General features: G+C 58.0%; 22 protein-coding genes. 13 read left to right on the top strand and 9 right to left on the bottom strand.

The features are described from left to right. Nucleotides 1-3 precede the first annotated feature (3 nt). Genes ACR0MJ_RS13455 through xdhA form a run of 4 tightly spaced genes read right to left on the bottom strand, consistent with a single transcriptional unit; the run spans nucleotide 4 to nucleotide 6213 of the window. Nucleotides 4-1521 carry an ABC transporter ATP-binding protein gene (locus ACR0MJ_RS13455; protein ID WP_170636097.1) on the bottom strand — a complete coding sequence of 506 codons (1518 nt, stop codon included), beginning with the start codon at nucleotides 1519-1521 and terminating at the stop codon, nucleotides 4-6. Continuing rightward, on the bottom strand, nucleotides 1518-2453 hold the full coding sequence (gene xdhC / locus ACR0MJ_RS13450) for a xanthine dehydrogenase accessory protein XdhC (protein WP_480761308.1): 936 nt from the start codon (nucleotides 2451-2453) through the stop codon (nucleotides 1518-1520). Before xdhC ends, ACR0MJ_RS13455 begins: the two co-directional genes overlap by 4 nt. Next, entirely contained in the window at nucleotides 2453-4855 is a 2403-nt protein-coding gene (gene xdhB / locus ACR0MJ_RS13445) for a xanthine dehydrogenase molybdopterin binding subunit (protein WP_480761306.1), read from the bottom strand. Before xdhB ends, xdhC begins: the two co-directional genes overlap by 1 nt. Next, nucleotides 4852-6213 (bottom strand): xanthine dehydrogenase small subunit, encoded by a 1362-nt coding sequence (gene xdhA, locus ACR0MJ_RS13440; RefSeq protein WP_480761305.1) that lies wholly within the window; start codon nucleotides 6211-6213, stop codon nucleotides 4852-4854. Before xdhA ends, xdhB begins: the two co-directional genes overlap by 4 nt. A 342-nt stretch (nucleotides 6214-6555) precedes the next feature. On the opposite strand from xdhA, the gene dnaE reads away from it, so the two are divergent. From dnaE to ACR0MJ_RS13425, 3 genes are all read left to right on the top strand, one after another. Next, nucleotides 6556-10056 carry a DNA polymerase III subunit alpha gene (gene dnaE / locus ACR0MJ_RS13435; protein ID WP_170564231.1) on the top strand — a complete coding sequence of 1167 codons (3501 nt, stop codon included), beginning with the start codon at nucleotides 6556-6558 and terminating at the stop codon, nucleotides 10054-10056. Between the two features lie 86 nt (nucleotides 10057-10142). Further along, a complete protein-coding gene (locus ACR0MJ_RS13430) occupies nucleotides 10143-10355 on the top strand; it encodes a YMGG-like glycine zipper-containing protein (protein WP_170392486.1) in 213 nt (70 codons plus the stop codon). Between the two features lie 2 nt (nucleotides 10356-10357). Next, complete coding sequence (locus ACR0MJ_RS13425; RefSeq protein WP_170401919.1) at nucleotides 10358-10729, top strand: YmgD family protein; 372 nt, start codon at nucleotides 10358-10360, stop codon at nucleotides 10727-10729. A 23-nt stretch (nucleotides 10730-10752) separates the two neighbouring features. On the opposite strand, the gene ACR0MJ_RS13420 is transcribed toward ACR0MJ_RS13425, so the two are convergent. Then, a complete protein-coding gene (locus tag ACR0MJ_RS13420; protein ID WP_480761302.1) occupies nucleotides 10753-11442 on the bottom strand; it encodes an imm11 family protein in 690 nt (229 codons plus the stop codon). A gap of 10 nt (nucleotides 11443-11452) precedes the next feature. Then, the gene (locus ACR0MJ_RS13415; RefSeq protein WP_480761301.1) at nucleotides 11453-11647 is read right to left on the bottom strand and encodes a SlyX family protein; all 195 of its coding nucleotides are present in this window, start codon (nucleotides 11645-11647) and stop codon (nucleotides 11453-11455) included. 125 nt (nucleotides 11648-11772) lie between these two features. Between ACR0MJ_RS13415 and hisS the strand changes: the two genes are divergently transcribed. The 3 genes from hisS to hisG are packed head-to-tail and all read left to right on the top strand — an operon-like array spanning nucleotide 11773 to nucleotide 15038. Further along, entirely contained in the window at nucleotides 11773-13260 is a 1488-nt protein-coding gene (gene hisS, locus ACR0MJ_RS13410; protein WP_480761299.1) for a histidine--tRNA ligase, read from the top strand. 3 nt (nucleotides 13261-13263) lie between these two features. Beyond that, nucleotides 13264-14352, top strand: a complete 1089-nt coding sequence (locus tag ACR0MJ_RS13405; protein ID WP_170392482.1) for an ATP phosphoribosyltransferase regulatory subunit — start codon at nucleotides 13264-13266, stop codon at nucleotides 14350-14352. Then, the gene (hisG, locus tag ACR0MJ_RS13400) at nucleotides 14349-15038 is read left to right on the top strand and encodes an ATP phosphoribosyltransferase (RefSeq protein ID WP_170401909.1); all 690 of its coding nucleotides are present in this window, start codon (nucleotides 14349-14351) and stop codon (nucleotides 15036-15038) included. The genes ACR0MJ_RS13405 and hisG overlap by 4 nt, the downstream gene beginning before the upstream one ends. Here the strand turns inward: hisG and ACR0MJ_RS13395 are convergent. Next, the gene (locus ACR0MJ_RS13395) at nucleotides 15035-15466 is read right to left on the bottom strand and encodes a DUF1489 family protein (protein ID WP_170392480.1); all 432 of its coding nucleotides are present in this window, start codon (nucleotides 15464-15466) and stop codon (nucleotides 15035-15037) included. The genes hisG and ACR0MJ_RS13395 overlap by 4 nt on opposite strands. Before the next feature lie 129 nt (nucleotides 15467-15595). Here ACR0MJ_RS13395 and ACR0MJ_RS13390 point away from each other — a divergent pair, with 129 nt between their 5' ends. The 3 genes from ACR0MJ_RS13390 (at nucleotide 15596) to rpsD (ending at nucleotide 19452) form a co-directional block, all read left to right on the top strand. Then, nucleotides 15596-17878: an adenosylcobalamin-dependent ribonucleoside-diphosphate reductase gene (locus ACR0MJ_RS13390; protein WP_170401907.1), complete on the top strand. Its 2283-nt coding sequence runs from the start codon at nucleotides 15596-15598 to the stop codon at nucleotides 17876-17878. Between the two features lie 426 nt (nucleotides 17879-18304). Continuing rightward, complete coding sequence (locus ACR0MJ_RS13385) at nucleotides 18305-18619, top strand: hypothetical protein (protein ID WP_480761297.1); 315 nt, start codon at nucleotides 18305-18307, stop codon at nucleotides 18617-18619. Nucleotides 18620-18831: 212 nt separating this feature from the next. After that, nucleotides 18832-19452, top strand: a complete 621-nt coding sequence (rpsD, locus tag ACR0MJ_RS13380) for a 30S ribosomal protein S4 (RefSeq protein ID WP_170392466.1) — start codon at nucleotides 18832-18834, stop codon at nucleotides 19450-19452. A 123-nt stretch (nucleotides 19453-19575) separates the two neighbouring features. Here the strand turns inward: rpsD and ACR0MJ_RS13375 are convergent, their stop codons facing one another. Beyond that, on the bottom strand, nucleotides 19576-20037 hold the full coding sequence (locus ACR0MJ_RS13375; RefSeq protein WP_170392465.1) for an Lrp/AsnC family transcriptional regulator: 462 nt from the start codon (nucleotides 20035-20037) through the stop codon (nucleotides 19576-19578). A 103-nt stretch (nucleotides 20038-20140) separates the two neighbouring features. Here ACR0MJ_RS13375 and ACR0MJ_RS13370 point away from each other — a divergent pair, with 103 nt between their 5' ends. The 4 genes from ACR0MJ_RS13370 (at nucleotide 20141) to ACR0MJ_RS13355 (ending at nucleotide 24441) form a co-directional block, all read left to right on the top strand. Next, on the top strand, nucleotides 20141-21556 hold the full coding sequence (locus tag ACR0MJ_RS13370) for an aminotransferase class V-fold PLP-dependent enzyme (RefSeq protein ID WP_480761296.1): 1416 nt from the start codon (nucleotides 20141-20143) through the stop codon (nucleotides 21554-21556). A gap of 64 nt (nucleotides 21557-21620) precedes the next feature. Beyond that, a complete protein-coding gene (hisC, locus tag ACR0MJ_RS13365; protein WP_480761294.1) occupies nucleotides 21621-22706 on the top strand; it encodes a histidinol-phosphate transaminase in 1086 nt (361 codons plus the stop codon). Next, complete coding sequence (locus ACR0MJ_RS13360; protein ID WP_170392462.1) at nucleotides 22703-23623, top strand: prephenate/arogenate dehydrogenase family protein; 921 nt, start codon at nucleotides 22703-22705, stop codon at nucleotides 23621-23623. The genes hisC and ACR0MJ_RS13360 overlap by 4 nt, the downstream gene beginning before the upstream one ends. Continuing rightward, nucleotides 23620-24441, top strand: a complete 822-nt coding sequence (locus ACR0MJ_RS13355; protein WP_480761292.1) for an extensin-like domain-containing protein — start codon at nucleotides 23620-23622, stop codon at nucleotides 24439-24441. The genes ACR0MJ_RS13360 and ACR0MJ_RS13355 overlap by 4 nt, the downstream gene beginning before the upstream one ends. On the opposite strand, the gene ACR0MJ_RS13350 is transcribed toward ACR0MJ_RS13355, so the two are convergent. After that, nucleotides 24438-25439, bottom strand: a complete 1002-nt coding sequence (locus tag ACR0MJ_RS13350) for a DUF2125 domain-containing protein (protein WP_480761290.1) — start codon at nucleotides 25437-25439, stop codon at nucleotides 24438-24440. The genes ACR0MJ_RS13355 and ACR0MJ_RS13350 overlap by 4 nt on opposite strands. Between the last annotated feature and the right edge of the window lie 33 nt (nucleotides 25440-25472).

The raw sequence follows: 25472 nt of genomic DNA, 5'->3' as shown, positions 1-25472 counted from the left end.
TGTTTAGACATGGGCCACCTCCATGCCATGCGCGCCGCCCATCATCAGGCCGATCTCATCGACCGTCAGACCCGTAGTTTCACGCGGGGCGCTTAGTCGTCCTTCGTTCAAGGCGGCAAAGCTGTCTGAGATTTCCATCAGTTCATCGAGGTCTTGCGAGATACAGATGACCGCAGTTCCCTTGGCCGCCAGATCCAGAATGGCCTGCCGGATCGAGGCCGCCGCCGCTGCATCCACGCCCCAAGTCGGCTGGTTCACGACCAGAACATCCGGGTTTTGCAGCACTTCGCGACCAATCACGAACTTCTGCAGGTTCCCGCCCGACAGCGACCGGGCGGCATTTTCAGGACCCGGCGTACGCACGTCAAAGGCGCTAATGATCTTTTCGGCAAAGCTCTTGGTCTCGGACCACTTCAGAAAGCCGTTATTCTCTAGCCCCTCGCGGACCGACCCAGTCAGCAGAGCGTTTTCGGTCAGGCTCATATCAGGGGCAGCCGCGTGGCCCAGCCGTTCTTCGGGCGCGGTCAACACGCCCAGCTTACGCCGCGCGGTCGGGCCGAGTTTGCCGATGGGTTGACCGCTGAATTTGATCGCATCTGCGGTGGTCGGAATTTCGCCAGAAAGCACACCCAGCAATTCATCCTGACCGTTCCCCGCGACACCCCCGATCCCCAGAACCTCGCCCTTGCGGACGGTCATGTGGACGTTGCGAAGCGCGGTTCCGAATTCCGACGGCGACGGCACTGACAATCCGCTGACATCCAGCGCAACGTCACCGAACTCCCGGCCGGAACGTTCAGGTGTCTGCAGGGTCGAGCCCACCATCATCTCAGCCATATCGCGCGCTGAGGTTTCAGCTGGTACACATTCGCCCACATTCTTACCCAGCCGCAGAATCGTGGCGTGGTCGCATAGCGTTCGAATCTCTTCCAGCTTGTGCGAGATATACAGGATCGATGTCCCTTCCGAGCGCAATTTGTTCAGCGTTTTGAAAAGGATTTCAACCTCTTGCGGCGTCAGAACCGAGGTCGGCTCGTCCATGATCAGCAACTTTGGGTCCTGCAGTAAGCAGCGGATGATTTCGACCCGCTGACGCTCACCCGCAGACAGATCACCCACCGTACGGAAAGGATCCAAGGGCAAGCCGTAGGTTTCGGATACTTCGCGAATACGCGACGCCAGATCTCCCATCGGGGGTGGGTTCTCCATCCCCAGAGCGATATTCTCGGCGACGTTCAATGCATCGAACAGCGAAAAATGCTGGAACACCATCGCGATCCCGTCCGCACGTGCGGCGCGCGGTTCAGGCGGTGCATAGGGCTGCCCTCGCAGCAGCATCGTGCCGCTGTCGGGCTTCACCAGCCCGTAGATCATTTTGACAAGCGTGGATTTGCCTGCGCCGTTCTCGCCCAACAGTGCGTGAACTTCGCCTTCACCGATGTCAAAGGACACCTGATCATTGGCCACGACGCCGGGATAGGCTTTGGTCAGCCCTTGCAAGCTCAGAAGTGGAGTGGTCACGCGCTCAGGTCCTTCTTCAATTCGTTCTGTCGGGCGGGGCGTAACAGTTGCGCTGCCACCCCAACGGCGATCATCTGCGGGTGTTTGCCCAAGCCCGGATCGCCGATCGGACAGGTGATCCGGCTGATCCGCTCGGGCGGATGTCCAAGGGCCGCAAGCCGCGACCGGAATCGCGCCCATTTCGTAGCCGAGCCGATAAGCCCCGCAAAGAGGAAATTGTGCGAAAGCAGCCGGTTGCACAGTTCCAGATCCAGATTGTGCGAATAGGTCAGCACCAGATGCTCGGCATCGGTTGGCGCGTGGCGAACCAGCTCGGCGGGTTTTGCGGTCGGAACCGGGGTTACACCGGTTGGAACCACATCGGGAAACCGCTTGGGTCCGGTATCGACCCAGGTGATTGCCAGATCGGGTAGGGGGGACAAAACTTCCACCAGCGCTCGGCCTACATGGCCTGCGCCCCAGATCCACAGATTACGCGTCGGTTTGTGAACGGGTTCGACCATCCAACCTTCGATCAGTTGGGGCTTGGGTGCGACACCCTGTCCTCGCGCTGCCGCCAGCAGACGTTTGACCGATAGCGGCATCTCTCCGCCCGAGGCCGAACGCGCGATGACGGTATCGTCCAGTGCATTCAGCGTTTCATGATCAAATACTTCACTCAGCAATGAAACTGCACCACCGCAGCATTGCCCCATGTCGGGGCCAAGAGCGTGATGCGTTAGTCGGGTGGCGGTGGTTTGGGATCGCGCAGCTTCGGCTGCCTGATACTCCAACGTGCCTCCACCGATGGTGCCACTTTGCCCGTCCTTCCAGACTAGCATCGCGGCCCCCACTTCACGTGGAGACGACCCTTTGATGCCGGCGATGACCACCCGGACCACTGTTCCGTGGGTTTTGACCGCCTCCCTCAAAGCCTCCAAGTCAAATCCCATCAGATGCCTCCCTTCATCTTTTGGACGCCGCGCCAAACTTCTTCAGCCGTGGCTGGTGCATCAAGAGCGGGGTAGACCTCTCCACAGGCCGCGACCGCATTCGACAAGGCCAGCCATGCTGAAATACCCAGCATGAACGGAGGTTCGCCCACCGCTTTCGAACGATAGATCGTGTCCTCACGGTTTTCGGCATCCCAGAGTGCGACGTTGAATACGTCGGGTCGATCTGAGCAGGCGGGAATCTTGTAGGTCGAGGGTGCGTGTGTGCGCAGGTTGCCCGTGCCGTCCCAGACCAGTTCCTCGGTCGTTAGCCAGCCCGCGCCTTGCACATAACCTCCTTCGACCTGCCCGATATCCAACGCCGGGTTCAAGGAAGCACCGGCATCATGCAGGATATCGGTACGCAGAATGCGGTTCTCACCAGTCAGAGTGTCGACGGCCACTTCGGTGACCGACGCTCCGTAGGCGAAGTAGAAGAACGGACGGCCTCGTCCGGCGATCCGGTCCCATTCGATCTTGGGTGTCTTGTAAAAACCGGTCGCCGACAGGCTGATCCGACCCTGATAGACCAGCGCTGCAGCTTCAGCGAAGGTGTAGCGTTCTGCGCCAACCGAAACATGGCCATCAGAGAAGGTGACAGACGACGGATCGGCCTGATGCCGCTCGGCCAGATAGTCCGCCATTCGATCGCGGATCGTATCGCAGGCCGCCTTCACGGCCATACCATTCAGGTCACTGCCCGAGGATGCTGCCGTGGCCGAAGTGTTCGGTACCTTGGCCGTGTCTGTGGCGGTGATTTTGACCATCTCCAGCGGGATGCCAAAGCGCGAAGCCGCCACCTGCGCCACCTTTTGGAACAGGCCCTGACCCATCTCGGTACCGCCGTGGTTCAGATGGACCGAGCCATCCTGATACACATGCACCAAAGCGCCTGCCTGATTCAGGTGGGTCAGCGTGAAGGAAATCCCGAACTTGACCGGAGAAAAGGCAATGCCCTTCTTGATCACGCTGTTCTCGGCGTTCCATTTCGCAATGGCGGCCTTGCGCGTTTCGTAATCGCTGGATTTCAGTAGCGCCTGAGTCATCCCGTGTAATTCGAAATCGCTGACCTCCATTCCGTAGGGCGTGGTATTGCCGCCAGCGGGCAGAGGGCGCACGGGGGCGTCCCCGGTTTCGACCGCGCCGCGGCTTGTTAGGTCCTCATGCGGGTCGGGATGACCCAAAGGCCTCTCGGACGGCGTGATCTCGGCAATCGCATGGGCCGGTTCGTAATAGTTTCGGCGGCGCAGTTCCACCGGGTCCAGACCCAGCTCATACGCGGCGTGGTCCATCACGCGTTCGATGCCAACCATGCCCTGCGGGCCGCCGAAGCCGCGATAAGCGGTGGCGGATTGGGTGTTGGTCTTCAGCCGGTGGCTTTCGATCCGTGCATTTGGCAACAGATAGGCATTGTCCGAATGCAGCATCGCGCGGTCGGCGACGGGCAGGGACAAGTCCTGCGCCCAGCCGCAGATGGCGTAGTGGTGGAACGAGACGCCCTGAATATGGCCGTTTTCGTCAAATCCGGCCTTATAGGCGATGCGGAACGCGTGGCGTTTGCCGGTGATGTTCATATCATCGTCGCGGTCATAACGCATCTTGCACGCCTTGCCAGTTGCGCAAGCGGCGACCGCGCAAGCAACGGCCAGCGCATTGCCCTGGCTTTCCTTGCCGCCAAAACCGCCGCCCATACGGCGCGTCTCGACCCTGACGGCGTGCATCGGAACGCCTAACGCATCGGCCACCTTGTGTTGGATCTCGGTCGGGTGCTGGGTCGAGCTGTGAACCAGCATATCCGCGCCTTCATTCGGCACGGCCAAAGCGGCCTGACCTTCCAGATAGAAATGCTCCTGCCCGCCAAGCTCGAATGACCCTTCGATCACATGGGCGGATCCTGCAATAGCCGCATCAGCATTACCTTTGGCATAGATGCGCGGGCCGTCTTCGAACCGACTGTCGGCGGCCAGAGCCTCTTCGACGGTTAGGATCGGGGTTTCCTCGGCATAGTCGATCTTGCCCAAACGGGCCGCCTTGCGGGCGGCCAGATGGCTGCTGGCGATGACCAGAAACACCGGTTGACCGATATAGTGAACCGTGCCGTCCGACAGTAGCGGTTCATCATGGATCGAAGGCGATACGTCGTTGGCGAAGGGCAGATCATCCGCGGCCATAACCATCACGACGCCCTCGGCAGCCTTCACCGCAGACAGGTCCATTGCGGTGATCTTGCCTTTGGCAATCGGGCTGAGGCCAAAAGCCAGATGCAAACTGTCCCTGGGTGTTGGGATATCGTCCACATACCGCGCGGTTCCTGAAACGTGCAGCGGTGCTGCGTCGTGGGGGAGGGGTTTGGTCACGCTCATGCCGATACCTCCAGCACATTGGTCACTTCGCCCTGATCTTCCAGGAAGTATCTTTCGAGCATCGCTTTGGCGGTTTCCAGTCGATAGGTGGCCGAGGCGCGCATGTCCGTAAGTGGTGAATAATCGTCAGCAAAGGCAGGCAGCGCGGCGTCAATCGTCTCGCGCGCCCAAGGTTTACCGACCAATGCGGCCTCGACATGGGTTGCCCGTTTCGGGATGCCGGCCATGCCGCCGAACGCGATGCGCGCCTGCGTGACGATGCCGACCGAGACGGTGATGTTGAAACACCCGCAGACGGCCGAGATGTCCTGATCGAACCGCTTGCTGAGTTTATAGGCCTTCAGGCGATCCAGCTGACGTGGGAAACTGACAGCTTCGACGAATTCACCGGGAACGCGGTCCTGTTTGCCATAGTCGATAAAGAACTCTTCCAGCGGAACGGACCGGCGGGTGTCGCCTTTGCGCAGATGAAGGGTTGCGTCCAGAGCAATCAGCGCAGGCGGGTTGTCCCCAATGGGCGAGCCATTGGCGATGTTGCCGCCCACCGTTGCAGCATGGCGCACCTGAACACTGGCGTAGCGGCGGATCATTTCGGCGTAAGAGGGGTGAAGATCGGCCAGAGCCTCACCCATCCGATTCATGTCGACCATTGCGCCAAAGCGAATTTCGTCGTCGGTGATGGTGATTTGTTTGAGATCATCGCAACGGTTGAGGAAGATTACTGGATCCAGGTCGCGCAGTTGCTTTGTCACCCACAGGCCGACATCTGTTGCTCCGGCAACCAGCGTGGCATTCGGGTTTTCAGCATAAACAGCTGCCAGTTCATCGGAAGATTCAGGCAGCATGCGCGACGCAGCAGAAGATGCGAGTGGCTTGTCTTTGACCCAGACTGGCACGGGACGGTCCTCGACCGCTTTCGCAGCGCGAATAATCGGTGCATAGCCAGTGCAGCGGCAAAGGTTTCCGGCAAGCTGGGTGTCATGATCCGTGGCGCCCGTCGCATGACTGGCGACCATCGACATGACAAAACCCGGAGTGCAAAAACCGCATTGCGAACCGTGCAGGTCAACCATTGCCTGTTGAACGGGATGTGCTTCGCCATCCGGGCCGCTTGCCCCTTCGACTGTACGAACCGCTTTGCCATGCAGCTGGGGCAAGAACAGGATGCAGGAGTTCAGAGCTTTCGCACCCTCTTCGTCCGTCACCATGACCGTGCACGCGCCGCAATCGCCTTCGTTGCAGCCTTCTTTGGTGCCTGTCAGACCGCGATCTTCACGCAGCCAGTCCAGTAGGGTGGCCGTCGGATCGACATCCGGCAGCTCCACTGTCTCTCCGTTCAGAAGAAACGTGATGTTCATTCGAGAAACCCGTCGCGTTACCCGGTTGCGCCCGTTCGGCCCTCCTTCGATGCGACGTAGAAAGAGTGGCGGGCGGTAGCTTGCCGTCAGATGTTAGAAACAGCGCACCTTATCTGGCAAGAAAAACTGCCTATATGATACACCATTGCACCCGAGCGGCCCATGATTGTAGTGTATGTGTGAAACTTAATAAATTGAAAATAAACACTTTTTGGGAAGGTGTGCGTTCCTGCGCCCGAAGCACCTTCTGAAAAAGCCGAATAATCACCGATGATTTTTTCGGCATTCGATGGTGCCGGTTCCCGCTTTTGCAACGTCGCTGGCTGAGATAGCTTAGCCTGTATGAGCAGTTCCCCCCGATTCATTCACCTCCGCGTTCACACTGAATATTCGTTGCTGGAAGGCGCCGTGCGGCTGAAGAAGCTGCCGGACCTGTGCCAGAAGATGGAGATGCCCGCCGTCGCGGTGACGGATACCAATTCAATGTTCTCGGCCTTAGAGTTTTCGGTCACCGCCAGCGGGGCGGGTGTGCAACCGATCATGGGCTGTCAGGTCGATCTCAGTTACGTTCAGGCGCAGCCGGGAGAAAAGCCAAAAGCACCCGCGCCGCTGGTGCTGCTGGCACAATCCGAGGTGGGATATGAGAATCTGATGAAGCTCAGTTCCTGCCTGTATGTAGACAAAAGCGGGCAGTTGCCGCAGGTCACTTTGGACGAATTGGCGGAACGATCAGATGATTTGATCTGCTTAACCGGCGGTCCAGACGGGCCCGTAGGGTTGCTGTTACAGCAAGGTCAGCGCCCTGCTGCCGAGGCTTTGGTGGATCGTTTGTCCGCGATTTTCCCGGATCGCCTTTATGTTGAGTTGCAGCGTCACCCTGGCGAAGGAGGTCAACCTGAGGCCGAGCGCTTGACCGAGCGCGGTCATGTCGAGATGGCGTATGACAAGAACCTGCCGCTGGTGGCCACCAATGACGTCTATTTTCCGACTTCGGACATGTACGAGGCCCACGACGCGCTGATCTGTATCGCCGAGGGGGCTTATGTCGACCAGCAGGACGGTCGCCGACGTCTGACCGCGCAGCACTATTTCAAGTCGCAGCAGGAGATGGTGACGCTGTTCGCCGATCTGCCCGAAGCCGTCGAGAATACGGTTGAAATCGCGCAACGCTGCGCCTTCATGGCCTATCGCCGCGACCCGATCCTGCCGAAGTTTGCAGATGATGAGGTCGCCGAACTGCGTCGCATCGCCAACGAGGGTCTGCAAAAACGTCTGGCCGTGATCCCGCACGCCGTGACACCTGAAGAATATCAGGAACGGCTGGATTTCGAACTTGGCATCATCGAAGGGATGGGCTTCCCAGGCTATTTCCTGATCGTTGCCGACTTTATCCAATGGGCCAAGGATCATGACATTCCGGTGGGTCCGGGGCGAGGCTCGGGTGCGGGATCACTGGTGGCTTATGCGCTGACGATTACCGACCTTGATCCGCTGCGGTATTCGCTTCTGTTTGAACGGTTTCTGAACCCCGAGCGGGTTTCTATGCCCGACTTCGATATCGACTTCTGCATGGATCGCCGTGAAGAGGTTATCCGCTACGTGCAGCAGAAATACGGGCGCGACAAAGTGGGGCAGATCATCACCTTCGGTGCCTTGCTGTCGAAGGCGGCTGTGCGCGATATTGGGCGTGTATTGCAGATGCCATACGGGCAGGTTGATCGCCTGTCCAAGATGATCCCAGTCGAAGGCGTCAAACCCGTTTCCATCGAAAAGGCACTGAAGGATGAGCCGCGCCTGAGGGAAGAGGCACGCAATGAAGAGGTCGTTGACCGTCTGCTCACATATGGCCAGCAAGTCGAGGGGCTGCTGCGCAACGCCTCGACACACGCTGCCGGCGTGGTGATCGGAGATCGGCCGCTGGATGCACTGGTTCCAATATACCAGGACCCGCGTTCGGACATGCCTGCGACCCAATTCAACATGAAATGGGTTGAACAGGCCGGGCTCGTAAAGTTCGATTTTCTGGGTCTGAAAACACTGACCGTAATCCAGAACGCAATGGATTTGATCTTTAAGTCAGGCCGTGACCTTCACATAGCTCCCGATGGCACGGAACTCTATGAACCCGCCGAAGGGGCAATAAATCAGATCAACGCCATCCCGCTGGATGACGAGGCGACGTACAAACTCTATTCGGCGGCCAAGACGGTGGCGGTGTTCCAGGTGGAATCCTCGGGCATGATGGATGCGCTCAAGCGGATGAAGCCGGATTGTATCGAGGATATCATCGCCCTCGTCGCGCTTTATCGACCCGGCCCGATGGAGAACATCCCCAAGTTCTGCGAAGTCAAGAACAAGCTTAGCGAACGCGACACGCTGCACCCGTCCATCGACCATATCTTGGATGAGACGCAGGGCATCATCGTCTATCAGGAACAGGTGATGCAGATCGCGCAGGAAATGGCGGGTTACAGCCTTGGGGGCGCGGACTTGCTGCGCCGCGCGATGGGTAAGAAAATTCAGGAGGCGATGGATGCAGAGCGGCCCAAGTTCCTCAAAGGTGCTGCCGAAAACAATGTGGATGAGGCCAAGGCGACTGAAGTCTGGAACCTGCTGGACAAGTTCGCCAACTATGGCTTCAACAAATCCCACGCCGCCGCCTATGCGGTGGTCAGCTATCAAACCGGCTGGCTAAAGGCGAACCACCCGGTCGAGTTCATGGCAGGTGTCATGAACTGCGATATCCATCTGACCGACAAGCTCGCGATCTATTTTGAGGAAGTCCGCAAGGGACTGCAGCTGCCCTATGTTCCGCCGTGCGTGAATCGATCCCAAGCGACCTTTGATGTGGCCGATGGGCATTTGGTCTATGCGCTGGGCGCGCTCAAGAACGTAGGCGTCGAGGCAATGAATCTTGTGGTTGAGGGGCGTGGCGAAAAGCCTTTCGTAAACCTGTTCGACTTCGCCCGCCGTGTTGACCTGAAGAAGGTCGGCAAACGCCCGCTTGAGATGCTGGCTCGCGCCGGTGCCTTTGACGAGCTCGATAAAAATCGTCGCCGTGTGTTTGAAAGCCTTGATCCGTTGGTTCAGTATTCGGCGGCGATTCACGAGCAGAAGAATTCCAACCAAGTTTCCCTGTTTGGCGAGGCAGGCGATGACCTGCCCGAACCGCGTCTGTCCCCTTCGCCTGATTGGCTACCTGCCGAACGCCTGAGCGAGGAATTCAAGGCCATCGGATTCTACCTGTCCGGCCATCCGCTGGATGACTATATGCCGGCCCTGAAGCGCAAACAGGTACTGACACTGGATCAGGTGACTGAAAAGGCGCGCTCTGGCCCATTTATTGCCAAGATGGCAGGCGTCGTTGCCGGACGGCAAGAAAGGAAATCAGCGCGCGGCAATCGGTTCGCATTTGCCCAGCTCTCTGACCCCACCGGAGCATTCGAGGTCACGTTATTCTCGGAAACACTGGAGAAATCCCGAGAGTTTCTGGAAACCGGCGCACAGGTGGTACTGACGGCCGAAGCGACCATGGAGGCCGATCAGCTGAAACTGCTGGGCCGTTCCGTTGGTCCGGTTGATACAGTTGTGGCCGATGCGGGTGCAACGGGTTTGCGTGTGTTTGTCGAGGATTCGAAGGTTTTGCCGAACATGGCCACGGTACTGGAAGGCGCAGAGGCTTCAGCTAAAAGGGTGGCCAAGGGACCTGTTTATGTTTGTCTGTTCGATCCCGGACTGCCAGGCGAGGTCGAGATGGATCTGGGCCGGGAATTTCCGATCAACCCAGAAATCAAAGGCGCGCTGAAGTCGCTCGAGGGGATATCGGAGATCGAAGAAATCTGATCCCGAACCGTAATGTTGCCACACGCGATGGACCCCGCTAGGCTGGGTGAAGATCCTCAAAGGTCATTTCACAGGAGGGTACCGAAATGGCAAGTTCAGGCAATGTTTTCAGGATATTTACACTCGCTGCGGCATGTTCACTGGCATTGGCCACTGCGGTACATGCAGACGACAAAAAGAAGAAAAACACTCTTACCGGGGCCTTGGTCGGCGCGGGCGTTGGCGCGCTGGTAGGCGATGGTAAAGGGGCTGCGGTCGGTGGGGTGGCCGGTGCGATTATCGGACATAACTGGAAGTGATCATGATGTTGAAAAATCCCATCAAATCTTCCTTCTGCGCCATGCTGTTTGTTCTTCCGACGTTTGCTTTCGCGGATGAGGCTGCTGAGCAGATGGTGCAAGACGTCCTGCCTATGATGCACTATACATGCGCCTCGATCGCCGAAGAGGCCGACGGGGACGAAGCCTTTGTTGTCGAAGTCGTAGGAAAGATGACGGCCCTGTCACTTTACAACCGCCAGATTAATATCCAGGATCATGCAGCCTCTGACGAGGAAAAGGCCCAACTGCGCGAAGCCTTCATCGCCGCGCTGTCTGAAGGTTGTGCCGCAGATAAGAACGCCCTTCTGGGCGGGGTGGTCGACAATGCAGTGAAGTCGACGCTGGGGTTGTAAGCGAGCGCTTGGTCTTGCGAGCGCTAAAGCCTGCCCACTGGACAACGCACAAGGCCCCAGCCTCTGTCCATTTGGGCGTCTTTCAGGCCTGAGACGAGACGGTCGGACAAAAAGAGAAGGTTCGGAACTTTCGGGTCCAGCCAGATGTCCGGTCCACCAAGCGCTTCAGGTATGACTACCAGTTTAGATTCCTGATTGCTTCTAGGAAGGTAGCAGATTCCCTTGCCGATGTTGTCCAGCGGTGAACGGATATCGCCCTCTGGCCCCAAAACATCGTAGTTGCCCATGGATCGCTTGTTGCACACGTTCAGAAAATAATACCGCTCGGACGTGGTCAGGTGGTTTTCAGTCGAATCCATCAACGTCAGCGGATGAAATACCGTGCTCCCCAGATCGAACTGTTCCAGAACGGATTTGGCCGCTTCTGAAACCAGAGGATAGCCGCCGCCGCTGATAAACGGCGCAGTGTAGTATTCGGCTTTTGAGTTGTAGTACCACAGACTACCAATATGCGCTTTGGTCAGCAGCTCACCGCGTTTCCAGCCCAAGTCAGATTCCTGAACCATTCGCTTGGACCACTCAACATCCTCGGGCGACTGCCTTTCACGCCATTGAGGGGTGTATTCCTTTCGGATTACCGCTGAGATGACGTTGATGTTGTTCACCGTCGTGGCAATCCACACGCATTGCGCGTTGCTGTCCTCACTCGCCATCAGCTTGCCCTCAGTAATGCGGCGGGCGTTCGTCGCCGAACACAACGCCACCTGAGCCGTCCTGTGCGCGCTCTGCCTCGCGCTGCAGCAACATCTCAACACGGCGGGTCAGGCGGTCGATCTCGCTCTGTTGGTTTGTGACGACCGAGTTCAGCTCTTCAACCGTGCGGGTCAGATGGGCGATCTGCTCTTCCAGATGCTGCATGGGGCTCTCCTTATAGGCGTCTCATAGCGACCCTGTGACGCCCTGGCCAGAGAAACCCCGCCTTGCCCCGAAACAGACCATGGGATAGACCGCGCGCGGAACACTAAATCCCAAGGACGCCCCACATGGCCAAGCCCAAGAAACAGCCCCGCCCCAAGGCCGTAACGCCGAAAGGGTTCCGTGACTATTTCGGCGAGGAAGTCACGCAGCGCACCGAGATGCTGCGGACGATTGCAGGCGTCTATCATCGTTACGGGTTCGATGCCTTGGAGAGCAGCGCGGTTGAAACGGTTGAGGCGTTGGGCAAGTTCCTGCCCGACGTGGACCGCCCGAACGAGGGCGTATTTGCATGGCAGGAATTTGACGAAGGCGGCAATGGCGACTGGATGGCGCTGCGCTATGACCTGACTGCGCCTCTGGCCCGTGTCTATGCGCAGCACCGCAACGATCTGCCGACGCCTTATCGCCGCTATGCGATGGGTCCGGTCTGGCGGAACGAGAAGCCGGGGCCGGGGCGGTATCGCCAGTTTTATCAGTGCGATGCGGATACGGTGGGCACGGCCTCAATGGCTGCGGATGCCGAGATTTGCGCTATGCTGTCGGACACGCTGGAAACCGTTGGAATCCCGCGCGGTGACTATCTGGTGCGGGTCAACAACCGTAAGGTTCTGAATGGTGTGCTCGAAGCGATGGGTTTGGGTGAAGACGCCGCCGCCCGAGATAATGTTCTGCGCACGATCGACAAGTTCGACAAGGTGGGCGAGGCTGGTGTGCGTGAGCTTTTGACCAAAGGCCGATTGGATGCCTCTGGCGCTTTTATCGATGGTGTTGGTCTTAGCGGTGATCAGGCCGAGCCGGTGATTGCCTTCCTGACTTCTAAAGCTGCAGATACCGCCGGAACGCTGGCCAACCTGCGCGCCGCTGTGGGTGACAGCAAGATCGGTGCGGACGGGATCGCTGAGTTGGAGCAGATTGGTGCGCTGCTGGATGCAGGCGGGTATGGTTCGGACCGGATCGAGATTGATCCTTCGGTCGTGCGTGGCCTCGGCTATTACACCGGGCCGGTCTATGAGGCCGAACTGACCTTCGAAATATACGACGAGAAGGGCCGCAAGCGGCAATTCGGGTCGGTCTCGGGTGGTGGTCGTTATGACGATCTGGTCAAGCGGTTTACCGGACAGGAAGTACCCGCGACCGGCATCTCCATCGGTGTTGACCGATTGCTGGCCGCTTTGCGTGAAAAGGGGCGGATCGCGGCGCAAGCGACTGGCCCGGTGGTTGTGACAGTCATGGATCGCGACCGCATGGCGGATTACCAGACGATGGTCGCTGAACTGAGGAATGCAGGAGTCCGGGCCGAGGTCTACTTGGGCAACCCTAAGAACTTTGGAAATCAGCTGAAATATGCGGACAAGCGGAACTCTCCGATTGCGGTGATCGAAGGCGGTGACGAAAAGGCAAATGGGATCGTGCAGATCAAGGACCTGATCCTTGGCGCCAAGATTGCCGAAAGCGCCACGCTTGAGGAATGGAAAGAACGGCCCAGCCAGTTCGAAGTGCCCCGCGGAGATCTGGTTGCTAAGGTGCGCGAGATTCTGGACAATCGGGACTGACCCATGCCGAACCGTTCCCAAATACAGGCCCGCGCCGCCATGATGCGTGTCCGGTTCGAGGCGGCGGGCGCGCAGGTGGTTGATACGCCTCTGCTGCAGCCAGCCGGGACGCTGTTGGACCTCTATGGAGAAGATATCCGCGCCCGTGCTTACGTAACCTCGGACGCGCTGCGGGGTGAGCAGATGCTGCGCCCGGATTTCACCCTGCCGGTGGTGCAGATGCACATGTCCGACGGGGCTGAACCAGCAAGATACACCTATTCCGGCGAAGTGTTCCGCCGTCAGGAACACGATCCGGATCGTGCTAATGAGTATATCCAAGTCGGCTACGAAGTATTTGATCGCGAAGACCCCGCCGGAGCCGATGCCGAGGTGTTTTCGTTATTTGCCCTGCAATTGCGCGGGCTGCCTTTGCGGGCAGCGACAGGTGATATCGGTATTCTGATCGCCGCGGTCGGGGGTCTCAAGACCACTAGTCGTCGTAAGGCTGCATTGATGCGGCATCTCTGGCGGCCTCGCCGGTTCCGCGTTTTGCTGGACCGATATGCCGGACGCAAAGCTAGTCTCGAGGGGCGCGATGCTCTGCTTGACGCGGTCGACCCATTGGCGATTGACGTGCCCATGATAGGCAAGCGCCGCACGCCCGAAATTCTCGAACGGATTGATGCCCTGCGCGAAGACCGCGCTGCGCCGCCGATCTCGGACAATGAACTGGCCGGTTTGGAGACGCTACTTAATGTGCGAGAAACCATGCCTTTCGCGCTGGAACAACTGCGTGACATTGCGGTTGATCTGCCACAGATCACATCTGCTTTGGATCGTTTGGAGGCTCGTATCGCAGCCCTGCAAGCGCGGGGCGTAGATGTGGATACACTGGATTTTGAGGCGTCTTATGGCAGGACCTCGATGGAGTACTACGACGGGTTTGTATTCGGCTTTTATGCCGAAGGCCGCCCTGATCTGCCACCGGTTGCAACCGGTGGGCGCTATGATGCGCTGACCAGGCAATTGGGTGGTGGGGCCGAGATTCCGGCAATTGGCGGCGTGATCCGCCCGGACCTGATGCTCGAAATCGAGGAGGCTGCGCAATGAGCCTGAAACTCGGTGTGCCTTCGAAGGGCCGGTTGATGGACAAGACCTTCGCATGGTTTGAAAAGCGCGGCATTACACTGTCGCGCAGCGGATCAGACCGGGAATACGCGGGCAAGGTTGATGGGATTGGTGGCGTCTCGCTGATCCTATTGTCTGCAGGAGAGATTCCGCGCGAGCTGGCGGCGGGACGCATTCATTTGGGCGTGACCGGCATCGATCTTGTGCATGAAAAGCTGCCGCGCTGGGAACAGCAGGTGGAAGAGGTTGCACCTTTGGGGTTCGGCAAGGCGGACCTTATCATCGCAACCCCAGCCTGCTGGGTCGACGTGGACACTCTGGATGATTTGGATGCAGCGGCGGCAGGTTTTCGCAGGGCGCATGGCCATCGGCTGCGGATCGCTACCAAGTACCACCGTCTGGTCCGCGAATTCCTGACCGAAGCGGGGGTGGCCGATTACACGCTGGTCGACAGCCAGGGTGCAACCGAGGGGACGGTGGTGAATGAGACAGCCGAGGCGATTGCCGATATCACCTCGACCGGGGAAACACTGCGGGCGAACCACCTGAAAATCCTGTCGGATGGGCTGATCCTGCAATCGCAGGCCACGCTGTGGCGCAGCCGCGTGGCCAAATACGATGCGGCTGAAAAGACGGCTTTGAATGAGCTGCTGGACAGGTTGGCCTAAAGCACCCCAATTTCCGCTAATGCGCGGTTCAGATCGTCGGGCAGGGCATCGTCCTGCTCGCGATTTTTAGGCAAGTCGGCAGGGGTGTCCTCAGGCTTGAGATACCGCCAGCCCTGGAATGGACGCTTCAGAGCGTTCTGCGTTCTGTGTACCTCGGGGTCCAGGACGATGGCGCAGCGGCGGATGCCATCCTCACCACGGACTTCATCCAGCCGCAGGATGCGCTGGCGGCACTGGACCACACCTTTGATCACCCAATAGATCGACCCGCCATTCAGAATTTCAGCGTCGCGCTTGGGCCACATGCGGGTGACGTGGCGCGGGTATCCGTCCTCATAGAGTGGTTTGCGGCTGTCTTGCCATGCCATCAACGTGTCGACGCTTTCTGACCCAACCGAAAGTTTGATGAGGTTTACGTACTTATCCACAGCTTTCCCACAGAGTCGTCCCAAGGGTGATCCCTATATTGTAGCCCTCATGCGCTTGTCATCAAGGTGTTGTGGTTTAGATGTGATCTGGGCTAATCTGAATGCCTCTTTCAGTACAGGGAATCACCAATGAGCCGCTTTGCCGCCCCCATCGCCGAGCAGATCTGGGATATGAAATACCGCTTCAAACAGGCGGATGGTACGCCCATCGATCAGACAGTCGAGGACAGCTGGCGGCGCATAGCTCGTGATCTGGCGCGTGTGGAAGAAGACCCGGCGCATTGGGAAAAAAAATTCTATGAGGCGCTAGAGGATTTCAAATACCTTCCTGCTGGCCGCATCACCGCAGGGGCGGGCACCGCGCGACAGGTAACCCTATTCAACTGCTTTGTGATGGGGACGATCCCCGACAGCATGGGCGGTATCTTCGACATGCTGAAAGAGGCCGCGCTGACCATGCAGCAGGGCGGGGGGATCGGTTACGATTTCTCAACCATCCGTCCGCGCGGCGCCGATGTGAAAGGGGTCGCAGCGGATGCCTCGGGCCCGCTAAGCTTTATGGACGTCTGGGACGCCATGTGCCGCACGATCATGTCTGCAGGCTCGCGTCGTGGTGCGATGATGGCGACCATGCGCTGCGACCATCCGGATATCGAACAGTTCATCACCGCGAAATCCGACCCGGCGCGTTTGCGCATGTTCAACATGTCGGTTCTGGTCACCGATCCATTCATGGAGGCCGTCAAGGCCGATGGACCGTGGGATCTGGTATTTGACGGAAAGGTCTATCACACCGTTCAGGCGCGCGATCTTTGGAATAAGATCATGCAGGCCACCTATGATTATGCCGAGCCGGGCGTGATCTTTATCGACCGGATCAATCAGGCGAACAATCTGAATTACGTCGAGACGATCTCGGCGACCAACCCGTGCGGAGAACAACCTCTACCGCCTTATGGTGCCTGTTTGCTGGGCTCGATCAATCTGGCACGGTTGGTTGCCGAGCCGTTCGAGGATGCCGCGCATCTGGACGAGGAGGCCTTGCAAGAGCTGGTGGCCACCGCCGTTCGCATGATGGACAACGTGGTGGACGCGTCGAAATTCCCGCTGGCCGAACAAGAAGCCGAGGCGCAAGACAAGCGCCGCATCGGGCTGGGCGTGACTGGTCTGGCCGATGCGCTGTTGATGTTGGGTCTGCGCTACGGCTCGGACGAGGCGGCGCGTCAGACCGAGCGCTGGTTGCACGCAATCGCGCGCGCCGCGTATCTGGCTTCGGTCGATTTGGCGAGGGAAAAGGGCGCTTTCCCACTGTTTGACGCCGAGAAATATCTGGCCAGCGGCACCATGCAACAGATGGATGACGATGTGCGCGACGCAATCCGCGAACACGGCATCCGCAACGCGCTGCTGACCTCGATCGCGCCGACGGGTACGATTTCGCTGTATGCGGGCAACGTGTCTTCGGGGATCGAGCCGGTTTTTGCCTATGCCTATACGCGCAAGGTGCTGCAAAAGGACGGTTCGCGCACCGAAGAAGAGGTTGTGGACTATGCGGTGCAGATGTGGCGCGACAAGTTTGGCGACGCCGAATTGCCCGAGTATTTCGTGAATGCGCAAACACTAAGCCCGTCCCATCACGTGAAAATGCAGGCGGCGGCGCAAAAGTGGATCGATAGTTCGATATCGAAGACAATCAATTGCCCCGAAGATATCAGCTTTGATGCCTTCAAAGACGTCTACATGCAGGCCTGGGATCAGGGATGCAAAGGCTGCACAACCTATCGCCCCAATGATATCACCGGTTCGGTTCTGAGCGTATCGGAAAGCGACGACAAAGCGCCGGGTGAAAGCGCGGATGCCCCGCATGAGGTTGACGGGGGCGAGGTCGTTTATATGTCCGAACCGCTTGATCGCCCACAATCGCTTGAAGGGTCGACTTACAAGCTGAAATGGCCGGACAGCGAGCACGCAATTTATCTGACAATCAACGATATCGTCATTGGCGGACGCCGCCGTCCCTTCGAGGTGTTCATTAACTCGAAGAATATGGAGCATTATGCTTGGACGCTGGCTTTGACCCGGATGATATCGGCCGTGTTCCGACGCGGTGGCGATGTGTCCTTTGTGGTCGAGGAACTGAAAGCTGTGTTCGACCCGCGCGGCGGGGCCTGGGTCAAAGGCAAGTACATTCCGTCCATTCTGGCCGCGATTGGCGGCGTGATCGAGCAACACATGGTCAATATCGGCTTCCTTGAGGGCGAAGGCATGGGCCTGAAATCCGATCCTCAGGCGCAGGTGGTCAACATGGACGCCCCGCGTGGCAAGACTTGCCCATCCTGTGGTCAGTTCGACATGGTGATGATCGAAGGCTGCATGACCTGCCGCAGCTGCGGTCATTCTAAGTGTGGCTGATTTGGCGTAAAAGCTATCTGCAATCAATCAAAGTCGGCTATCTTCGCGGACTTCGGATCGAAGCGAACTTAGCGCGGTGCGCCAGACGTTCACCAACATTCGACGAAAAGTATCAATATGAGGCTGTTCTTTAGCAACATTTTCGTGATTGCTACATTTCGGTCTCTTTTCCGCCCATTTTTTCGTTGATACACAAGCACAGTTACTTGTGGGATGAGTAAAAGTGCGGGCGGACAGATGAGAACCGGTTATAACGGTCGAATAGCAATATTTTGGACACAGACGGAAGTTGACGGGCTTGAGGCGGCGCCTTTGGCCCACTTGTGCGTTGGTAGCTCTTGGTCCTGGAGGGGGCGAGGGGTCCAACTCGCCGCAAGTGCTGACCAAGTTGCGCTGCACGCAGGCTCCACCGGTCTTGGATCTATATTGGCGGCCAGAGCCAGTTTCGCCAACCCCGGCGAGATCAACGAAAGTGCCAAGATCGAGTTGTCAAACGGGGCTCAGACTTTCGTTGCCGAGCTGGTGCGTGAGGTGAACGAAGCGTCTCTGGTGCTTGTGTTTGAGGATGGATGCCCTGAGCCTGATCAAGATTTCTGGGTCAGTTCGGCAGCTTCGCATATTGAACCTGTTGAGATTGACAGCGGTTATGACGACAAGGTTGTCGTGTTCCCGGCGGCTCGCGCAAATGCAAGTTCAGTGCCGGTAAGTCTATCAAATACTGCCGGTTGGGCCGCTGAATAACGGATACTTCTCAGAAAGATTCCAACTCTAAGCAGAAATCCTACCCTTTGCTTGCTGTGGCGTGTTGACTCTGGCCGAAGCAGGGATATAAGCGCGGCTTCATTGGTGTTGGTGGCCCCCGCGAGGGGATGCCTGTCATGGGGGAAACCTCAAGAGGACAACGCCCTTCATAGTGGCCCATCGGGGCCTCGATCTAAAGAAGGAGATCAGCCGTGACCAAACGCACGTCTGCCAAGTACAAAATCGACCGCCGGATGGGCGAAAACATCTGGGGTCGTCCGAAATCCCCGGTTAATCGTCGTGAATACGGCCCCGGCCAGCATGGCCAGCGCCGCAAGGGCAAACTGTCTGACTTCGGTCTGCAGCTGCGTGCCAAGCAGAAGCTGAAAGGCTACTACGGCGACCTGACCGAGAAGCAGTTCCGCCGCATCTATGCAGAAGCCGAACGTGTCAAAGGTGACACCGGTGAAAACCTGATCGGTCTGCTGGAACGCCGTCTGGACGCCGTTGTTTACCGCGCCAAGTTTGTTCCGACCGTGTTCGCCGCACGTCAGTTCGTGAACCACGGCCACGTTAAAGTGAACGGCAAGCGGGTCAACATCCCGTCCTACCGCGTCAAAGAAGGCGACGTTATCGAAGTGCGTGACAAGTCCAAGCAGTTGGCCGTTGTCCTGGAAGCTGTCGGCTTGGCCGAGCGTGATGTGCCTGACTACATCGACGCCGACCACTCGAAAATGACCGCGACTTTCGTGCGTGCACCGGGCCTGAGCGATGTGCCTTACCCGGTTATGATGGAACCGAACCTGGTCGTCGAATTCTACGCGAAGAACTAATCTTCGCCGACCTGTTGAGTTTAAGGGCCGCGCTTTCAGCGCGGTCTTTTTTGTTTTGATGGGGCTCTGCCCCAGTCGCTGCGCGACTCCCCCGAGATATATTTGGCCAGATGAAGAGGCGGATCAGATAGGAAGCGGGCGACTTTCGGCAATGGCCTCCATTGCGAAATAGGAGGTGACGCTGTCCAGTTCGATCTTATCGATGAGGCGTTGATAGACTTTGTCGTAAGAGGCCATATCTTCTGTAACGACCTTGAGTTGATAGTCATAGTCGCCGCCAATGCGATGGAAATCGACCACTTCAGGAATGGTCAGGACATGACTGCGAAAGGCCTGCAACCATTGGGCAGAGTGGTGGCGCGTGCGTAGCATGACGAAAACCACCAGATTCAGCCCAAGCTTTTCACGCGCGATGCGCGCCGTAGAACCTTGCAGGACACCCGCGTCGTTCAAGGCCTTTATTCTTCGCCAGCAGGCATTTTGGGACAGGCCGACCCTATCTGCCAATTCTCGCTGGGAAAGTGTTGCGTCTTTTTGCAGTTCCTTCAGAAGACGCGTGTCAATTTGATCTAATTTTTTCTCCATATAAACTCATATGACACAAAACTCGGACATATAAAGCATAAAATTGTGAGGTTTCCACAGGATGGATCAATCATATTGGAGTTAGCAATATGGAGCCTGTGTTATGACCTTGTCCAACTTTCGCGCAGAAATTCAATCTGCTGCTCACGGAAATACTCTGCGTGATGGGCTGATCGGTGAGGGGGTACTCATCCCGGGTCTGCATGGGGACGTGCCGCTTGTGTATGCGGACTACGTTGCCTCGGGTCGCGCGTTGCGACAGGTCGAAAATTTCGTGGCTGAGCATGTGTTGCCGTTCTATGCCAACAGCCACACCGAAGCCTCCTATTGCGGTTCCTATATAACCCGTTTGCGCCGCGAGGCGCGGGCCGAGATCGCCTGCATAGTTGGCGCCAAGGAAGAGGACGCGGTGATCTTTACCGGGTCTGGCGCTACAGCGGGTCTTAACCGGCTGGTTAGTCTGCTGGGAGTGCAAGAGGCTAATCAGCCGGTCGTTTTGATTGGTCCGTATGAGCATCATTCGAACATTCTGCCGTGGCGTGAAAGCAAGGCGCGGGTGATCGAGATTCCAGAAGCCGTTGACGGCGGTCCCGATATGCAGGCGCTAAAGGCGGCACTGGTAGAGCACGCAGATTCCGATCTTGTGATTGGGTCATTCTCAGCGGCGTCAAACGTCACCGGCATCATCACCGACCCTGATCCAGTGACGCGGATGCTGAAAGAGCATGGTGCGCTTGCGGTATGGGACTATGCGGGTGGTGGACCTTATTTGCCAATGGACATGGGGCCGGAAGATGCGCGGAAGGACGCGATCGTTGTCTCTCCGCATAAGTTTCCGGGTGGGCCGGGGGCGTCGGGTGTTCTGGTCGTTAACCAATGCGCTGTGAAGCGGACGTGTCCGAGTTGGCCCGGCGGTGGGACTGTCAGCTTTGTCTCGCCTTGGCGGCACGACTACAGCGCCGATCTCGCGACACGGGAAGAGGCGGGTACACCAAATGTGATCGGAGACATTCGTGCGGCCCTGGCCTTCATTGTCAAGGATGCGGTCGGAACGGATGAAATCGCACAGCGTGAGGCGCAGTGTAACCGCATGGCGTTGGATGGGTGGTCCGACAACCCACATCTGACATTGCTAGGTGCCGAGAATGCACACCGCCTGCCGATATTCTCGTTCCTCGTGTGTGATCGGAATGGGCAGCCGGTGCATCAGCAGCTGTTTACCCGGATGCTCAGCGATATCTACGGCATCCAGGCACGTGGCGGCTGTGCCTGTGCCGGACCCTATGCGCATCGTTTGCTGGGTATTGATCGGGCAACGTCGGAAGAATTGCATGCGGCCCTGTCGGAGGGTGAGGAAATGAAGAAACCGGGTTGGGTGCGGTTGAATTTCTCTTACCTCATGAGCGAAGAGACCGTTCAGTTCATTATCGACAGCGTTAACGAGCTGTCGCGCCGGACCGAGGAATTCGTCCCATTCTACAATGCCGATCCGGCGACGGCGCGCTTCAAAGCGGCGTAAGATAATTGCCGCTTTTCTCAACCCGTTGAGAAAGGTATGAGGGGCCAAGCTAGTGGAGCCCCTCATGAACCAGATCACACCTCAACCCGGCATAATGGACATCGCGCTGTATCAGGGCGGACAGTCGCATGTTGACGGTGTTGCGGATGTCATCAAGCTGAGTTCCAACGAAAACCCGTTTGGGCCAAGTCCCAAGGCGATCGAAGCGGTGCGCGAAAGTGCCGTTTCGCTGCATCGTTATCCCAGCACCGATCATTCCAGCCTGCGCGCCGCAATTTCTGAACGGCACGGACTAGATTCCAATCGGATCATCTGCGGTGTAGGCAGTGATGAAGTGTTGCAGTTCGTGGCGCAGGCCTATGCTGGTCCGGGTGATGAGGTGATATATACCGAGCATGGATTCTCCATGTATCCGATCATCGCGCGAATGGCGGGCGCGACCCCGGTCATGGTGCCCGAGAGAGATCGCCGTGTAGATGTAGATAGCATCCTTGCTGCGGTCACTGGGCAGACACGTATTATCTTTGTGACCAATCCGGGAAATCCTACTTCAACCATGATCTCTGACGCCGAATTGCAGAGGTTGGCAGGCGCATTGCCAGCCGATTGCCTGATGGTGCTGGATGGTGCCTATGCCGAATTTGTCGATGGTTTCGATGGAGGCGCAGGGCTGGTGGACCGGTTTAGCAATGTCATCATGACCCGGACGTTTTCGAAAGTGTACGGTCTAGGTGGGATGCGCGTTGGCTGGGGCTATGCGGCGAAAGAGATTATTGATGTGCTGAACCGCGTTCGTCAGCCGTTCAACCTTTCGCTGACGGCTCTTGCGGCGGCCGAGGCCGCCGTGCGGGATGAGGAATATCTGCGGTTCTGCCTATCTGAAAATGCACGCCTCCGGATTTGGTTGTCTGATGAACTGGCGAAGGTTGGCGTCGCATCCGATGTGTCATGCACGAATTTCATCCTCGCCCGCTTTGCTGACAGGGCCGAGGCGGAAGCCTGCGATGATTATTTGAAAACGCAGGGTTTGATCGTGCGGCGGGTCGCGGGCTACAACCTGCCAAACGCGCTGCGGATCACCGTAGGTGACGAATTCGCCTGCGGCCGCGTGGTTGCAGCGATTACTGCGTTCAAAGGGGGCGCTGCATGAGCCAGATTTACGACCGTGTTGCGCTGATCGGGTTGGGCCTGATTGCATCGTCCATGTTCTGGGCGATCAAACGGGCTGGGCTTGCGGGGGAAGTGACGGGCTATGCGCGATCCGAGGCAACCCGCGAGACGGCGCGCCAGATCGGCCTTTGTGACCGGGTTTGCGAGACCGCGGAAGAGGCGGTCGAAGGTGCTGATCTAGTGGTTTTGTGTGTCCCCGTTGGTGCAATGGGACCTGTGGCGCAGCAGATTGCGCCGGTTCTGAAATCCGGTGCCACCGTTTCAGACGTGGGGTCGGTAAAGCGTCACGTGATTGACGCCGTCTCACCCCACATACCCGATAGCGTTCATTTCATTCCGGCACACCCTCTGGCCGGGACCGAGCATTCCGGGCCTGAATCGGGATTCGCCGAACTGTTCGACAACCGTTGGTGCCTGTTGGTGCCGGTCGAAGATTCCGATCCGGATGCGATCGCTCGCCTGCGGGCTTTGTGGGAGGGTCTGGGATCGAATGTTGATGAAATGGACGCTGCGCATCATGATTTGGTGCTGGCGGTCACCTCGCACGCACCTCACCTGATTGCCTATACGATGGTGGGTGTTGCGGATGATCTCCGGCGGGTTACAGACACCGAAGTCATCAAGTATTCGGCAGCTGGTTTCCGCGATTTCACCCGCATCGCGGCTTCGGACCCGACGATGTGGCGTGATGTGTTTCTGACCAACAAAGACGCAACGCTGGAGATTCTGGGCCGGTTCACGGAAGAGCTCTTTGCGCTACAGCGGGCCATCCGAACAGGTGACGGAGAGCAATTGTTCGACTACTTTACGCGCACACGGGCGATCCGCCGCGGCATCATTGATGCGGGCCAGGATACGGATGCGCCAGATTTCGGGCGGGGAAAAACATCGACATGAGAAAGATCGGTTGCAGCCATTTGATTTTCTGCGTTGCTTTGGCGGCAACGACTGCAAATGCGGCGGCGCCTGAGACTTCTATTGTGCCGTTGACGCGCCCGGAAACCACCCAAGCGATGGTGGCAATCGTCACCCCCAACATCCGGCCGGTGCTACGGCCCGCTTCGCCGCAGGTAACGGCCGCTGCAGCCCGTCCCGCTGAATTACCATTGCTCGGGCCCGAGAATTCGATCCGTCCGTTTGTGCGCCCGGAAGCGCTGGAACAGCGAGTCTTTCTTAAGAAACGCAAGCTGCGCAAGGGTTCAGTGTGTGGCGATATCGATATTCAGGGTAAGCCGGTTGGACGTGTGAAGGGCAAGATCAAAGCCTGCGGGATTAAGGATGCAGTGCAAATCACCTCAATATCGGGGGTCGGGCTGAGCCGCCCAGCGACGATGGATTGCGGCACTGCACAGGCGCTGAATAATTGGGTCGACAAAACTGTAAAGCCCACGTTCAAACGCCGAGGTCCGGTGGTCGAGCTACAGGTCGCCGCGCATTACGCCTGCAGAACACGTAACAACCGTAAAGGGGCGCGGATTTCTGAGCATGGTAAAGGGCGCGCCATCGACATTTCGGGCTTCAAGATGGCCGATGGTGAGGTGGTGACTGTTCTGAATGGCTGGCGCAAAAATCCGTCCAAGAAGCAACTGACCAAGGTATGGCGCGGCGCGTGTGGGCCATTTGGCACGGTTCTCGGACCAAACTCTGATCGCTACCATCGGGATCATTTCCACCTAGACACCGCGCGCTACCGCAGCGGCACCTATTGCCGTTAACGCAGCACCAGTCTGGGGGCAGGACCAAGGGGCAACGGACCTAAGGCGACGAACCCATCTCTGAAATTCAGCTGTAAATCCAGCGCATTTGGGTTGCCACCCAGTCCAGCCATGAAGCCCAATGCGCGGGTCACAGGATCGACTGCCTGATCCGGCAGCGCACCTGCGGCGTTTGCCATCGCGATCATGTCGCGCCAGTTTTCGGCTTTCATCGCAATTTCACCCGTTGGAATGCCCTGTTCGTCAACTTCCAGTTCGCCGGTGGCGAACAGACGCAGCTCACCCCATTTCATTTCTGCCAAACGCAGATCAATCGCAACGGGTTGGGGGCGACGCTGCTCAAGTGCGGTGCGGTCCCAGGGTTTGTCGAAAGTGACAAACATATCCATTTCCAGCGTTTCGAACGATTGCGGCAGGGTCGATGCTGAACGCATCAGGCGTCTCAGATCATCGCCGGGGGTAAATCCGTCGATCTTCGCGGTAATCCCATAGCTTTCGGGCGCTCCAGATTGCTCCATCACAAGGCTCAGCGACTGGCCTCCGGCTTGCGGATCACCTTCGGTTGTCAGCAGCCAGCGCATTGAGGTCAGCGCCATTTTCTCGAGCAACAGCGCGACACCGGGTTGGAGCTGCAATTCGGCTTGTAGCGCTTCGGCCTGAACGGTCGTGGTCTGGTCGAAATAGGAAAGGCGCTGCGGCGTACTGGCAAAGCGCAGCATCTGGCGGCCGGGCCAGACTGCTGGGCTTTGGAACTCGACCCAGTCCGCACTCCACGCCGTTCCGTTGACCGGATCGGCCAAAGCGGGATTATTTAGGCGTGTGATGTGCTGAAATGGATATCCTGCCGTCGACACGTCCGAGAATTCGGCCTGCCAGCCCAGTTCTTGCTGCCGGTCAAACCAACCGGTCAGGGCGTTTCGCAGACCATAACCGGCGACAAACCAGTAGGCGCTCCACGCGAGGGCGATAAATACGAAAACGCGTATCAGACGGCGCATGATGAATGGCCCTTTTTCCTGCCTCGGATTTGA

The organism is Ruegeria sp. C6 (genome assembly GCF_056537625.1).
The sequence above is the reverse complement of the archived record's forward strand: the minus strand, read 5'-3'. Positions and strand labels throughout refer to the sequence as shown.

Excerpts from the sequence above, each read along its gene's own strand:
- xdhC (WP_480761308.1), bottom strand. The coding sequence starts at position 2,453 with ATGGGATTTGACTTGGAGGCTTTGAGGGAGGCGGTCAAAACCCACGGA.
- xdhB (WP_480761306.1), bottom strand. The coding sequence starts at position 4,855 with ATGAGCGTGACCAAACCCCTCCCCCACGACGCAGCACCGCTGCACGTT.
- xdhA (WP_480761305.1), bottom strand. The coding sequence starts at position 6,213 with ATGAACATCACGTTTCTTCTGAACGGAGAGACAGTGGAGCTGCCGGAT.
- dnaE (WP_170564231.1), top strand. The coding sequence starts at position 6,556 with ATGAGCAGTTCCCCCCGATTCATTCACCTCCGCGTTCACACTGAATAT.
- ACR0MJ_RS13430 (WP_170392486.1), top strand. The coding sequence starts at position 10,143 with ATGGCAAGTTCAGGCAATGTTTTCAGGATATTTACACTCGCTGCGGCA.
- ACR0MJ_RS13425 (WP_170401919.1), top strand. The coding sequence starts at position 10,358 with ATGATGTTGAAAAATCCCATCAAATCTTCCTTCTGCGCCATGCTGTTT.
- ACR0MJ_RS13420 (WP_480761302.1), bottom strand. The coding sequence starts at position 11,442 with ATGGCGAGTGAGGACAGCAACGCGCAATGCGTGTGGATTGCCACGACG.
- ACR0MJ_RS13415 (WP_480761301.1), bottom strand. The coding sequence starts at position 11,647 with ATGCAGCATCTGGAAGAGCAGATCGCCCATCTGACCCGCACGGTTGAA.
- hisS (WP_480761299.1), top strand. The coding sequence starts at position 11,773 with ATGGCCAAGCCCAAGAAACAGCCCCGCCCCAAGGCCGTAACGCCGAAA.
- ACR0MJ_RS13405 (WP_170392482.1), top strand. The coding sequence starts at position 13,264 with ATGCCGAACCGTTCCCAAATACAGGCCCGCGCCGCCATGATGCGTGTC.
- hisG (WP_170401909.1), top strand. The coding sequence starts at position 14,349 with ATGAGCCTGAAACTCGGTGTGCCTTCGAAGGGCCGGTTGATGGACAAG.
- ACR0MJ_RS13390 (WP_170401907.1), top strand. The coding sequence starts at position 15,596 with ATGAGCCGCTTTGCCGCCCCCATCGCCGAGCAGATCTGGGATATGAAA.
- ACR0MJ_RS13375 (WP_170392465.1), bottom strand. The coding sequence starts at position 20,037 with ATGGAGAAAAAATTAGATCAAATTGACACGCGTCTTCTGAAGGAACTG.
- ACR0MJ_RS13370 (WP_480761296.1), top strand. The coding sequence starts at position 20,141 with ATGACCTTGTCCAACTTTCGCGCAGAAATTCAATCTGCTGCTCACGGA.
- hisC (WP_480761294.1), top strand. The coding sequence starts at position 21,621 with ATGAACCAGATCACACCTCAACCCGGCATAATGGACATCGCGCTGTAT.
- ACR0MJ_RS13360 (WP_170392462.1), top strand. The coding sequence starts at position 22,703 with ATGAGCCAGATTTACGACCGTGTTGCGCTGATCGGGTTGGGCCTGATT.
- ACR0MJ_RS13355 (WP_480761292.1), top strand. The coding sequence starts at position 23,620 with ATGAGAAAGATCGGTTGCAGCCATTTGATTTTCTGCGTTGCTTTGGCG.
- ACR0MJ_RS13350 (WP_480761290.1), bottom strand. The coding sequence starts at position 25,439 with ATGCGCCGTCTGATACGCGTTTTCGTATTTATCGCCCTCGCGTGGAGC.